Raw genomic sequence first — 12,999 nt, 5'->3', positions numbered from 1 at the left:
CTATGTACCACAAAACCAAGTCTTATAAAGTCTTTTCCATTTTTAATTATACGCTTCTTGCTGTACTGTCGCTGGTCTGTCTGATTCCGCTCATCCATATTCTCGCCGTTTCGTTTAGCGGCAAAGCCCCGGCAAATGCCAATCTCGTTGGGCTGCTGCCAGTGCAATTTACAATTGATGCTTACTCCCAAACGCTGGCCAATGAAAATTTTTTACGATCGCTATGGGTTTCATTTGTCAGAACGGGGCTCGGAACGCTAATCAGCATGATCGTCGTGATCTGTGCGGCTTATCCATTGTCCAAGGAAAATAGTAATTTCAAACGCAAAAAAGTGTATACATGGTTTTTTGTGTTCACGATGCTTTTCAACGGGGGACTCATTCCCTTCTATATTCTGATTCAGAAGCTGAATATGATGAATACGCTGTGGGTACTTATCCTGCCAGGAGCGGTGTCGGTATGGAATATGATTTTGCTGCTTAACTTCTTCAAGAACGTGCCGAAGGAGCTGGAGGAGGCTGCATTTATCGATGGGGCGGGCTATTTAAAAACGCTGGTCAGCGTATATCTCCCGGTCTCCATGCCAGCAATTGCTACCATTTCGTTGTTTGCGATGGTCGGTCACTGGAATTCATGGTTCGATGGACTGATCTTTATGACCGATCATAAAAACTATCCACTGGCAACCTTCCTGCAAACGATCATCGTCCAGCAGGATTTCAGCAAAGTGTCGGTACGTCCCGAGGATTTGGAAAGTATTTCACAAAGAACGGTGAAGGCAGCACAAATCTTCATCGGGATGGCACCTATATTGTTCGTATATCCGTTCCTGCAGCGCTTTTTCGTAAAGGGCATCGTCATTGGGGCGGTCAAGGAATAGCAAGATGAGGAAGTAGAAGCGATTACAGCTTTCAAAAAGATATTAAATTGGGGGAAACAACAATGTTGAACAAGCTTAAAAAGCCTTTTACCGTACTGATGTCTGCTACGATGCTTGCTGGCGTACTTGCAGCTTGCGGCAATAACACAGAGGCAGACACAACAAATAGCAGCAGCGACAGCTTTTATTCCGCAGGCTTTGAGAATGGGAAGTATACCGAGCCAGTTTCCATTACTACCGTATTTCCAATCGGCAGCAATGTGAAGTTTAAAAATGGCGAAAACATCGACAACAACGTTCATACGAAGTGGGCAAAAGAGACACTCGGCATTGACATTAAATATTTATGGACCGTCAGCGAGCAAAATAATGCTTATCAAACAAAGCTCCGTTTAATGCTTACATCAGGCCAGGAGATGCCGGATATCATTGCCTTCCGCGGCGAGCCGACACTTATCAGCGATTTGATTGAATCCGGACAATTTACGGATGCGGGAGAATTATTCGACAAATACGCGTCCGAAACGTATAAGCAGGCGATGGCGGAAGATCCAACGGTGTGGAACCCATATATTCGCGATGGCAAGCGTATGGGTATTCCAATATTGGAGAACGCCTACAATAACGACCCGGTAATGTACATTCGTGAGGACTGGCTGAAGGCGGTTGACCTTAAAGCGCCAACTACGTTGGATGAGCTGGAGAAGGTCATGGACGCATTCGTCAATCAGGACCCAGATAAAAATGGAAAGAAAGATACAACGGCCCTTTCTGTAGGCTTCAAAGTCAACCTAAATACATGGATGTCTGATTCAGGCTGGATTTTTGGCATGTTTGGCGCTATGCCGAATCAATGGAACTTGGGAGCAGACGGAACGCTGCTGTATGGCTCTATCCAACCGGAAATGAAGCCAGCGCTGGCCAAAATGCAGGAATGGATGGCAAAGGGCTACATTGACAAAGAAGCGGGCCTCTATGATGAGGTTAAGGCGACAGAAGCATTCACGGCAGGTAAATCCGGTATTATCGTCGGTCCTTACTGGATGACAGGCTGGCCGAATCCTGATCTACTGAAAAACGTTAAAGGCGCGGATTACAAAGCTTATCCACTGCCAGCAGGCCCGGACGGCAAGGTTGGACGTCATGGCACCTCAACGAGTACAGGCGCGGTTCTGATTAATAAAGATATGAAAAATAAAGATGCCTTTTTCGTTTACCAGAATTATTTGTTCGACAATTGGGCGAATCCGAAAGAAGGCGGAGAGTTTGAAAATGGCTTCGCTGAAAACTATGATTTTGCGCTCGATCCAAATGGAAAACCTTATCCTGCTACGGAAACCGATAAAGTTCCTGGCGGCTGGGTCGATCCGATTCGTTACACATTGACGTTCGACGGTGCCATTATTCCGTCTCTGCGTCTCAACACGCTAGCTAAGCTGGCAGGCGGAGCAGAGCCGACGACACGGTTCGAGAAAAATATGTCGTTGTCGCTTCCTAAGCAACTTGACGCTGCTAAAATCGTCATAGATCAGAAGCCTGCCACTATGCCGCAAATGTTTACAGGGGTTCCTACGAAAACGCAGCTGTCGAAAAACGATATGCTGACTAAGCTGGAGAAGGAAGTTTTGAATAAAATCATTTACGGCAAAGCATCGGTGGACGAGTTTGACAGCTTTGTTGAGCAGTATCTCGCCTCCGGCGGTAAGAAAGTTACTGAAGAAGTCAATGATTGGTACGCTACGGTTAAGTAAGCTTGAACATTAGCATTAGCATGAGCATGAGCTTAAGATCGGCGTATTAATAGGCGAATAGGGAAAGAAGAAAGGGCGGCTCCTGCTTGGGAGCCGCCCTATTCGCTATGCTTTTCTAATGTAGCTTATGCCAGTTCCCGGTATTCCTGCGGTGTCATGTCGAATTTATCACGGAAAACCTTAATGAAATATTGCGAATTGGAATAGCCGAGCTTATCGGAAATTTCATAAACTTTATCGCTGGAGTGGCGAAGCAAGTAGATGGCAAGATCCATTTTAACTCCGAGAATGTATTCACTTAGACTAATGCCCTTTAGCTGCTTGAACAGCTTGGATACATAGACCGGATGCAGCCCAACATGATCGGCTATCGACTGAAGGCTGAGCGTAGGCAAGTGAGCGGAAACAAACACCTGAATGGCTTGAATAACGGCATTTTGCTCGTTGAGGGATTGCTCCTCCAGCCTTGTGCGAAGTGTATCGCACAGCTCCTTCGCCCATTCAATCAGCTGGGTTACCGATCGAAACATCAGCCTATAAACCAGCTCTTGTCCAACCAGATCGGATAACAGCGAATGATTTTTATGCGCGATATAATGAAAGGCGGACATTAGCAGGCTTCTGATCTCTTCTAGATGCTCCTCCGTTTGCTCGGATAAGGAAGAATAGGCCGTTTCGATTTGCCGCAAGCGCTCCTCGAAGGCCTCCCATTGTCCCAGCTCTAGCAAATGATTGAGCGCTGGAGGCTCATAAAGCACATGCAGCGAGCGAATGAACACAGCCTGTGGCTGATCCGAAAGCGATAGAAAATACCCGCTTCCCTTGCCAACCTGCTTCTTCAAAGCCGAGGTAGCATGCTCATACATGCCGCGAATGTCCTGCTGAAGCTTGCCCGGAGAGGCAAGAATGACCGAAATGCCTCCCTTCAAATATTCGTTGACATTGTGATGGAGCTGAAGCGATCGGTGCTTGAGCAGCTTATTCAGAAAATCGGTCGTCGGCAGTACTTCAGCCTGCTTGGGTCGCAGCAGAAAAACAAGATAGTCGTAGCTGTCCCGACAATGCCAGATATCAAAGCTGTCCTCAAACAGCTCACAGGCAATATTGGTTACTGCATATTCGAAGAGCTGCAGGCTGTTCAAGCTGTAGCGGGTGAACTGCTCCTCCAGACGAACGAGTACCAAAAATACGTGATCCCCATCGCGAAAAGCGAGCTGGTAGCCTGACAGCCTCTCATTTAAGGTTTCCGTGCTAAAACGAGTTCCCTGAATCAGCTGATTCAGCAGCTTGTCTTTTAATGAAGGCAGATGCTCGCGAAACGTAATCATTGCTTGCTCATAGGAGGCTGCTTTCTCAAGCTGAAGCTCGATTAGACGTATCGTTTTTGTCAGACAGACGGCAAGCTTTTCCTGATCTAGAGGCTTAATTAAATATTCAACAACCCCTTGCTCAATTGCTTCTCTCGCATATTCAAATTCCGCAAAGCCGGTCAGCAAAATGCAGGGGATGCTTCTCCCGCGCTCTCTAACTTGTTTTATTAGCTCCAATCCATTCATGCCAGGCATGGCAATGTCAGTAATGACAATGTCAATGGACTGGCTGTCAATGATTTGAAGCGCGGCCATACCTGAATAGGCTTTATGAATTTTATCTATCCCATAGTCGCTCCATGGAAAAGCGATTTCCAAATCATCAATTACATAAGATTCATCATCAACTAACAATATTTGCAGCATGCTTTTCCTCCAGTTTTTGAATGGTAATGATATAGCAGGTGCCGCCTGACGGAGGAAGCTGTAACGCTAGCCCTGAGCTTTTGCCAAAATAAAGCCGCAGCCGTTGGTTGACGTTGCGAATGCCAGTCCCAATGGCATCCTCCGCATGATGCATAAACTCCTCCATATGCTTACCAATGACGGTCAGCCGCTCCTCGCTTATACCTACTCCGTTATCCCTGATATAAATGCGAATTTCCTGATCGTCTTCCTCGGCTTGGATTTCTATAAGCCCGGGATGTAAGGAAGGCTCAATTCCGTGCTTAATGCAGTTTTCAACCAGCGGCTGAAGAATCATTCTGGGTATGCGAATGAATGATAGGCTTCCGTCAACTTCAATCGTGAAGTTGATCGATTTTTTTCGCAGATGCATGATGGAAAGATAATGTTTAACAAAATTCAACTCCTCTTGAAGCGTAGAGTCGATATCTTCGATTTTGTTAATGTAACGGCAGTAAGAAGCGAGCTCCAGCGTCATTGCTGTCACCGCAGCGTGATCTTTTATGCTGGCTTTGCTCTGGATGTAATTTAGACAGTTATACAGAAAATGAGGATTAATTTGTGCTTGGTATTGCTTAAGCCTTGCCTCCTGAATGGATAAGTCGCCTAGCAGCACCTGCTCAATGAGAAACTGGGTATGCTCGGCCATTCGGTTGAAGGAATTCCCCAGCATGCCAAATTCTTTCGTATGCAAGGACCCGACCCGGCTGGAATAATCGCCGCGATCAAAGCGGTCTATCGCTTTTCTCAGGCCTATAATGGGCGTACGTACTTGATTGTGAAGAATGAGGCTGTATATAAGCGATATAAGCAGCAGCGCGACAAGGGCGATAACGAACAGTGTATTATTTCGTGAAATCGGCTTAATGAGCTGGGTAATCGGATGATAGTCAATAAAATAAAGCTCCAGCATGTCCAGCTTCATATAGCTGAGCAAATATTCCGTTTGATTTTCCTCCAAGGTGATGAAGCCGCTGTGTCCTTTGATGAGCGGAAGAATCCGACTGTCGGCATTCGCCAAGGCGGATGACTCGTCATTGCGGATCGACACCGATTGATGAGCGTCGTAAAGCAGCGGCGTTCCCGAGAGGTATTGATTCATCATTTTCCGCAAATTGTCGAGTGAAATTCTAGTCTCAATATACAGCGGTCCGAGATGGCCTTTGGTTAAATGGGAATAGTAACCCTCTCCATCCGCTTCCATATGGATCGTCCACTGATTAAGCGGTTCATCCGGCAGCTCAAATTTTTGGAATGAGAAGCTGGGATCAGAGGATACGGTTTCCCTCTGGTCGGGATAATATAAAATAACGGTATTGTTCCAGGAGGTAGAAGCACTGTTTAAAGCAAGCTTGTCAATAATGGCGAGCTTCAACTCATATTTTGCATAATCATCACCCCGCTCCAACACATACGGGTAGCTGCGTACCGTCTGATCCTCCGACAAAATGATCGCATTCATTAAAATTTGTTCAAACTGGTTGGATAGCTGAGAGGTCATGAATTTCACCTCGCCAAGCTTGTTTTTGCGCAGCTCAGATTGAATATCCTTTACATTAAGCTGATAAATCCACCAGAAGATAATGACGATAGACAAAAACATCAGCATTAAGCCGAGCGCCAGCTTTTGAAAAATTGAAAAACCGCCCTTTGCGGCCTGTCCTCTCAACATGCTATTTCTCCCCTGCGTCTGAATGATCTTTCTTCCATTATACCTATAAAATGCAGACAAATAGGCGGCAGCTATATAGCCTTTTTCATTTTCTTTTTGAAGGGGTAAGAAACACGCGCAAGGATAATCATAAAAAGTGACATTGTTTTCAATGAAACGAGGGAAGGAAAGCGCTAAACAAACGCAATATACTTAAATTAGTTGATTAGGAAATGGGGATTGGAGCAACTTAAGCTTCTAAGTCATCCATTTTTTTCTGTGGGGCAGAACAGGGACTCATCATCACCTATATCGAATTGGAGGTTTTTACATTGACGAGAAACATTCAGGATATCGTAGCTCAAATGACGCTGGAGGAAAAGGCAGGACTTTGCTCAGGTCTGGACTTCTGGCATTTGAAAGGTGTCGAGCGTCTAGGCGTACCTTCCATTATGGTAACGGATGGACCACACGGCTTGCGTAAGCAGCAAACAGGTGCGGATCATCTAGGGATTTTCGACAGCGTACCGGCAACCTGCTTCCCTTCCGCTGCAGGACTTGCCTGCTCATGGGATGAAGAGCTGATTGGTAAAGTAGGCGTCGCGCTTGGTGAAGAATGCCAGGCCGAAGATGTTGCCGTCCTGCTTGGGCCAGGCGTGAACATTAAGCGTTCCCCACTATGTGGACGCAATTTCGAATATTTTTCTGAAGATCCGTTTTTGTCCTCCGAGATGGCGGCAGGCCATATCAACGGTGTACAAAGCCAAGGCGTCGGAACGTCGCTGAAGCATTTTGCGGTAAACAATCAGGAGCATCGCCGGATGTCGACCGATGCGGTCGTCGATGAGCGCACGCTTCGCGAAATTTATTTGGCAAGCTTCGAGGGCGCAGTGAAAAAAGCGCAGCCTTGGACGGTTATGTGCTCGTACAACCAAGTAAATGGCGCATTTGCTTCCGAGAATGTAAAGCTGCTTACGGATATTTTGAAGGATGAATGGGGTCATGAAGGTTTTGTCGTTTCCGATTGGGGCGCAGTTAATGAGCGTGACCTATCGCTTGCAGCAGGCATGGAGCTGGAAATGCCCGCAAGCAACGGCGTAGGCGAGAAAAAAGTACTTGATGCGATCGGCAATGGAACTTTGACTGAGGAAGCGCTGGATCGTGCCGTAACTCGTCTGCTTCGCATTATTTTCAAATCGGTGGATGAGAAAGTCAAGGATGCTACGTATGACAAAAACGCGCATCACCAATTGGCAAGAACGGTTGCTAGCGAGAGCATGGTATTGCTGAAAAATAAAAACGGCTTGCTTCCACTTGCGAAAAACAGCCGTGTAGCGGTTATCGGCGCTTTCGCCGAGAAACCAAGATTCCAAGGCGGCGGCAGCTCCCATATCGTACCGACAAAGCTGGATAACCCAGTTGAAGAAATTAAAGCGCTCGTTAGCGATGCATCGGCTGTTGTTTATGCGCAAGGCTATCACGCAGGTGATGATGCGCTTGATGAAGCGCTGATCGAAGAAGCGAAGCGTGCTGCAAGCGAGGCGGAGGTTGCTGTTATTTTTGCCGGCCTGCCTGATCGTTATGAATCAGAAGGCTATGATCGCGAGCACCTTAACCTGCCTGAAAATCAAAATAAGCTGATCGAAGCGGTTGCCAGCGTTCAAAGCCGCGTCGTAGTTGTGTTACTCAATGGATCGGCAGTGCTGCTGCCATGGCTGGATCAAGTAGATGCTGTGCTTGAAGGTTATCTTGGCGGTCAAGCTGTTGGCGGAGCCGTAGCAGATTTGCTGTTCGGAGAAGTGAATCCATCCGGCAAGCTGGCAGAGACGTTCCCGCTGAAGCTGAGCGATAATCCTTCATTCCTGAACTTCCCGGGCGAAGGCGACCGCGTTGAATACAAAGAAGGCATTTTCGTAGGCTACCGTTATTATGACAAAAAGGAACTAGATGTTCTGTTCCCGTTTGGATTTGGTCTGAGCTACACGACGTTTAATTATAGCGATTTGTTGCTAAGCGCGGCCAGCATCAAGGATACAGACGAGGTTGAAGTAACGGTTAACGTAACCAATACAGGCAGCGTAGCAGGCAAAGAGGTTGTACAGCTTTATGTGAAGGATGTTGCAAGCACGGTCATTCGCCCAGAGAAAGAGCTGAAAGGCTTTAAGAAGGTTGCACTCGCACCTGGCGAGACAAAGACGGTCAGCTTTGTACTGAATAAGCGCTCTTTCGCCTACTACAATGTAGACATTAAGGATTGGCATGTGGAAAGCGGCGAATTCGCGATTTTGGTGGGACATTCCTCGCAGGAAATCGTTCTTGAAGCGACACTTGCAGTTGAATCTACTGTTAAATTGAAAAAGCATTATTCGCAAAATACGACGCTTGGCGATCTGTATAACAACGAAGAAGCAACGGCTATACTGCAGCCATATATGAAGAAATTCCAAGAAAACAGCCCGCTCGCCAGCGTAGATGAAGATGATGCCCATGCGGAAATGATGGTTAAAATGATGCAATACATGCCGCTTCGCAATCTGATGGCATTCGGTGGCGATGCCTTCACCAAAGACATGCTGGACCAATTAATTGTAGAGTTGAACAGCTTATAAATTAGCGTTAAAGCCAGGTACATGAGGAGAATATGCGATGAGTGCGAATCAGACAGCAAGTGGCGTTCAAGACGACGCGTACCACAAAGTAAGATGGTCGGAACGAATTGGTTATGGTTTTGGTGATGCAGCCAGCAACCTTATCTTCACAGGGGCGGCAACGTTTCTAACGTATTATTATACGGACGTCATGGGACTTGCCGCAGGCGCAATCGGTACGATGATGCTGATTGCCCGTATATTGGATGCCTTCCTTGACGTCGGTGTTGGGGCATTGGTAGACAAAACGAAAAACAAGCATGGTAAAGCACGTCCATGGCTGCTATGGATGATGATCCCGTTTGCCGCTTCAGGCGTACTGCTCTTTACATTCCCGGATGTAGGACCAGGCGGAGCCCTCGTCTATGCCTATGTCACTTATTTGCTCATGAACTTTATTTACTCGTTCATTAACATTCCTTATGGGGTGTTGAATTCGCTTATTACGCAAGACGGCTACCAGCGCTCGGTGCTCAACATCGTTCGTATGCTTGGTGCGCTTGCAGGGGCAATCGGTGTCAGCTTCGCGACTCAGCCGCTGGTACAAGCATTTGGCGGCGGGGAAAAAGGCTGGATTTTAACCTTCTCCCTGTATGGCGTTCTGTCGCTCTTTATGTTCTACATCACTTTTAAATCGACGCGTGAGCGCGTAAAGCCATCCGTGTCCCAAAAAGAAATTCCTTTCAAGCAAGGCTTGGGAGCGTTATTCCGCAACAAATATTGGGGGATTATGCTGATGTTTGCTGTCATTGTGTATACAAACAACGGCATGAGTGGATTGAACATTTATTACGCACAATATTTGCTAAAGGATGCTGGATTGCTGGGTATTCTCAGCTTTGCCGGATTGATTCCAATTGCAATTGGTTTGTTCTTGATTGCTCCGATTATTAAAAAGTATGGTAAACGGAACGTTGCAATTGTCGGAAGCTTTATTATGATTTTAGGCTCGCTAGTCGTATTGATTGATCCAACGAATGTAACCTTTGTTATTCTTGGTTTGGTAATCAAGGCGCTCGGTATGACGCCAATCATTGGTACGATTTTTGCCATGCTGGCCGATACCGTAGAATACGGCGAATGGAAAACAGGCGTGCGTACAGAAGGGCTCGTATACAGTGCAGGAAGCTTTGGTACAAAAGCAGGCAGTGGTCTTGGCGCAGCCATTATTGGCTGGGGGCTGGCGATTGGCGGCTATATCGGCGGTCAAGAATCGATTAGCTCTACCGCAAGCGGTGCAATTCACTTCATGTTTATTTACTTGCCGATTATTTTGGCGGTTATCCAGATTGTCATCCTGTATTTCCATAAGCTCGATAAATTGTATCCGCAAATTGTTGCTGATCTGAAGGCTGTTAATAAAGGTTAATAAGAGGCAACAAACAATTATTTTATAAGTTGAACGGAAGAAAGCGATGGGGAGTGGAGCAACGGAGAGAAAGGTTGGAACTGGAGAGAGCCACAGCGGCTGGAAGTCCAACTTTTCTCGCAGTTGCGATCATCGCCCCATGCTAATCAATTGTTCAATTTATACAGAATGAAAGGTGCTGGAAAACGATGAAATCACATGACACGTTAACGAAACAAAATGGCTTTAATGTGTTGTTTGCGAAAGAATTCACGACGCTTGCATCTTCTTTCGAATCCGAGATCCGCGTCATTTGGCAAGCGAAAAACATTATTTCCGATGGCAAAAGCATTTTGGGCTTAATGGCGCTTGATATTATGAAGGGCACTCCGATCAAGCTTACTGCTGAAGGTCCAGATGAGGATCAGGCGATTGAGAAATTGGCTGCTTTATTCGAGAGCCACGAATAAGCAGGACTCTGCGGCAAAATAGTAAAATCAACATATGGAAAAAGGCAGAGAGAGGAAATCCTCACTCTGCCTTTTTTCTTTAGGACGTGTCTGAAAACTCATTATTGAGTTAGTTTGAAGATGGACGCAACATATACAAACGCCAGGAAAGACTTGGCTAACTTATTGTAACGAGTAGCAACACGTCGAAAGTGTTTGATTTTATTGAAGAAGCACTCCACCAAGTGCCGCTCTTTGTAGCGATACCAATCGACTTTCCAAGGATTCTGACTATTCGATTTAGGGGGAATCGTGTAAGATGTCTGCTTAGAAGTAATCCAACTTCCAATGACTTCTGAGCCGTAGGCTTTGTCGCCAAGAATATGGCTTCCCTTAATATCAAGCTCTTGGAGCAAATCGATCGTTGGAACCGAATCATAGACTTGCCCACCCGTCAGAAGAAAGGCGAGGGGATTCCCTAATCCATCGACGACCGTATGAAGTTTAGTTGTTTTACCACCACGACTGACGCCGATGTGCTGATTTATCTCGTGTCCTTCTGCGTTTTTTTAGCACCAGCACTGTGCTGATGGGCTTTGACCGATGTAGAATCAATACTCAAGTTTTCAAAGTCAGGTTCTTCGTGAAGGGCTTGGAAGATGGAGATAAGTAAGCCAGTGTCTCTCCATTTGCAGAAGCGACTGTATACCGTTTTCCATGAACCATAACGTTCTTCCGGTAAATCTCGCCAAGCTGCTCCACTTCGGGCGATCCAAAGAATGGCATTAAACAGGGTGCGATCATTTAATTTGGACGGACGTCCTGTTTGATAAGGGGGAAACATGTCCTTAATCTGTTCCCACTGTTCATCATCTATTTCGTACCGTCTTGGAATCATGCTCGTTGCCCCATTCGTTTTTTCTCAAATCATATCACATTATTCTATAGTTTTCAGACACGTCCTAGATTATGGGAGAGGATATGATGGTTTCATCCTTTCAAATGTGTCAGATGTTTGAAGACTGTGCTATTATTATCGGAAAGCATCCATAAGCAGCGCCCCCACTATAGGGGCTGTTTTTATCAACAAAAGCCGAGAAGACTCCTTTCTCTACAGAGAGGGGATGAATCGGCCATTTTTGGACGTTTTACGAACATATGTGCTATAATGATAAGAACATATAGGGAAGGAGGAGGGTCTCGTGTTGGTACATAAAGCTTATAAATATCGGATTTATCCGAATGAAGAACAACAAAGGCTGATTCATCAGATGTTTGGCTGTTGCCGTTTTGTATTCAATTATTTCTTGGGCTTATGGAAAGGTACCTATACGGCAACAGGCAAAGGATTATCCTATAACACCTGTGCCACTGAGCTTCCTTCCCTCAAAAAAGACTATGAGTGGTTGAAAGATGCCGATAGTATCGCGCTGCAATCAGCCGTTCGAAACGTGGCGGATAGCTTTGATCGATTTTTTAAGAAACAAAATCAGGCTCCACGTTTTAAGAGCCGTAAGCATCCCGTTCAAAGCTACACCACCAAATATACGAATGGCAATCTAGCGATTAAAGGGGATCAGCTCAAGCTTCCGAAATTGGGCTGGATTCGCTTTGCAAACTCCAGGGCGACAGAAGGGCGCATCCTATCTGCAACGGTTAGGCGAAACGCGGCGGGTAAATATTTCGTATCCATCGTCTGTGAAGTCGACGTTCAATCGTTGCCGCAAACCGACAAACATATCGGAATTGACTTAGGACTCAAAGACTTTGCTGTAGGCTCCGATGGCATGCGGGTTGCCCATCCTAAAGCGTTCCGAAAGCACGAAAATCGGTTGGCGATGTGGCAGCGCCGCATGGCTCGCCGCACAAAAGGCGGCTCAAATTGGCAAAAAGCTAAAAACAAAGCCGCCCACATTCATGAAAAGATTGCAAATGTTCGTCATGATTTTTTGCATCAACTCACAACGAAGCTGATTCGTGAAAACCAAACCATCAGCATCGAAGACTTAAATGTGACAAGCATGCTTAAAAACCATAGGTTAGCCAAAGCCATTAGTGATGCGTCCTGGGGCGAATTCGAACGACAGTTATCGTATAAATCGCAGTGGTACGGACGGATCGTGAAGTTCGCAGCCCCATTTGCCCCGACGAGCCAAAGGTGTCATGGGTGTGGATTCATCCATAAAGAAGTGAAAAACCTTTGTGTGCGACAGTGGAAATGCCCGTCATGTGGTACGGTTCATGATCGGGATGAAAATGCCGCACACAATATTAAAGATGTTGCCGTATAAACGACAACGCCATGAACTGCGGGAACCGCAGGGATCGCTTGGTCTATTTTGCTTCGTTAGAGGCAACTACCCAAGAATCTCCCACTTCAAGCGTTAGCTAAGTGGGGGAGCGTTCAAATAGAGAAATCATGAGTGGTATTGCCTTGTTGCAGCAATCGTTCGCCACATCACGATGCAAGATAGCGCAGAGAGGGATGAAGGTCAT

The 12,999-nt window shown here is 46.2% G+C and carries 9 protein-coding genes; 6 read left to right on the top strand and 3 right to left on the bottom strand.

The window, feature by feature from the left end; translation table 11 throughout:
- Positions 1 to 2 precede the first annotated feature (2 nt).
- The gene (locus AC50YG_RS21810) at positions 3 to 881 is read left to right on the top strand and encodes a carbohydrate ABC transporter permease (RefSeq protein ID WP_494829538.1); all 879 of its coding nucleotides are present in this window, start codon (positions 3 to 5) and stop codon (positions 879 to 881) included.
- A 62-nt stretch (positions 882 to 943) separates the two neighbouring features.
- The gene (locus tag AC50YG_RS21805) at positions 944 to 2,632 is read left to right on the top strand and encodes an extracellular solute-binding protein (RefSeq protein WP_494829536.1); all 1,689 of its coding nucleotides are present in this window, start codon (positions 944 to 946) and stop codon (positions 2,630 to 2,632) included.
- 125 nt (positions 2,633 to 2,757) lie between these two features.
- Here AC50YG_RS21805 and AC50YG_RS21800 read toward each other — a convergent pair whose 3' ends face one another.
- Both AC50YG_RS21800 and AC50YG_RS21795 read right to left on the bottom strand, forming a co-directional pair.
- On the bottom strand, positions 2,758 to 4,368 hold the full coding sequence (locus AC50YG_RS21800; RefSeq protein WP_494829534.1) for a response regulator: 1,611 nt from the start codon (positions 4,366 to 4,368) through the stop codon (positions 2,758 to 2,760).
- A complete protein-coding gene (locus AC50YG_RS21795) occupies positions 4,346 to 6,079 on the bottom strand; it encodes a sensor histidine kinase (protein WP_494829532.1) in 1,734 nt (577 codons plus the stop codon). Before AC50YG_RS21795 ends, AC50YG_RS21800 begins: the two co-directional genes overlap by 23 nt.
- Positions 6,080 to 6,390: 311 nt before the next feature.
- On the opposite strand from AC50YG_RS21795, the gene AC50YG_RS21790 reads away from it, so the two are divergent.
- The 3 genes from AC50YG_RS21790 to AC50YG_RS21780 all read left to right on the top strand — a co-directional run bounded on the left by AC50YG_RS21790 (position 6,391) and on the right by AC50YG_RS21780 (position 10,524).
- Positions 6,391 to 8,667, top strand: coding sequence for a glycoside hydrolase family 3 C-terminal domain-containing protein (locus AC50YG_RS21790; RefSeq protein ID WP_494829530.1), 2,277 nt, complete (start codon positions 6,391 to 6,393; stop codon positions 8,665 to 8,667).
- Positions 8,668 to 8,704: 37 nt separating this feature from the next.
- The gene (locus tag AC50YG_RS21785) at positions 8,705 to 10,075 is read left to right on the top strand and encodes an MFS transporter (RefSeq protein WP_494829528.1); all 1,371 of its coding nucleotides are present in this window, start codon (positions 8,705 to 8,707) and stop codon (positions 10,073 to 10,075) included.
- Between the two features lie 188 nt (positions 10,076 to 10,263).
- Positions 10,264 to 10,524, top strand: a complete 261-nt coding sequence (locus tag AC50YG_RS21780) for an HPr family phosphocarrier protein (protein ID WP_341280646.1) — start codon at positions 10,264 to 10,266, stop codon at positions 10,522 to 10,524.
- 101 nt (positions 10,525 to 10,625) lie between these two features.
- Here the strand turns inward: AC50YG_RS21780 and AC50YG_RS21775 are convergent.
- Positions 10,626 to 11,401 (bottom strand): IS5 family transposase gene (locus AC50YG_RS21775; RefSeq protein WP_494829526.1). Its coding sequence is split into 2 segments (ribosomal slippage): positions 10,626 to 11,074 and positions 11,074 to 11,401, totalling 777 coding nucleotides; the frame shifts between segments, so codons are not numbered across the junction.
- 304 nt (positions 11,402 to 11,705) lie between these two features.
- On the opposite strand from AC50YG_RS21775, the gene tnpB reads away from it, so the two are divergent.
- The gene (gene tnpB, locus AC50YG_RS21770) at positions 11,706 to 12,794 is read left to right on the top strand and encodes an IS200/IS605 family element RNA-guided endonuclease TnpB (protein ID WP_473756733.1); all 1,089 of its coding nucleotides are present in this window, start codon (positions 11,706 to 11,708) and stop codon (positions 12,792 to 12,794) included.
- Positions 12,795 to 12,999 lie beyond the last annotated feature (205 nt).

The sequence above is a fragment of the Paenibacillus sp. J31R34 genome (assembly GCF_059383715.1).
The sequence above is the reverse complement of the archived record's forward strand: the minus strand, read 5'-3'. Positions and strand labels throughout refer to the sequence as shown.

Excerpts from the sequence above, each read along its gene's own strand:
- AC50YG_RS21785 (WP_494829528.1), top strand. The coding sequence starts at position 8,705 with ATGAGTGCGAATCAGACAGCAAGTGGCGTTCAAGACGACGCGTACCAC.
- AC50YG_RS21795 (WP_494829532.1), bottom strand. The coding sequence starts at position 6,079 with ATGTTGAGAGGACAGGCCGCAAAGGGCGGTTTTTCAATTTTTCAAAAG.
- AC50YG_RS21805 (WP_494829536.1), top strand. The coding sequence starts at position 944 with ATGTTGAACAAGCTTAAAAAGCCTTTTACCGTACTGATGTCTGCTACG.
- AC50YG_RS21780 (WP_341280646.1), top strand. The coding sequence starts at position 10,264 with ATGAAATCACATGACACGTTAACGAAACAAAATGGCTTTAATGTGTTG.
- AC50YG_RS21800 (WP_494829534.1), bottom strand. The coding sequence starts at position 4,368 with ATGCTGCAAATATTGTTAGTTGATGATGAATCTTATGTAATTGATGAT.
- AC50YG_RS21810 (WP_494829538.1), top strand. The coding sequence starts at position 3 with ATGTACCACAAAACCAAGTCTTATAAAGTCTTTTCCATTTTTAATTAT.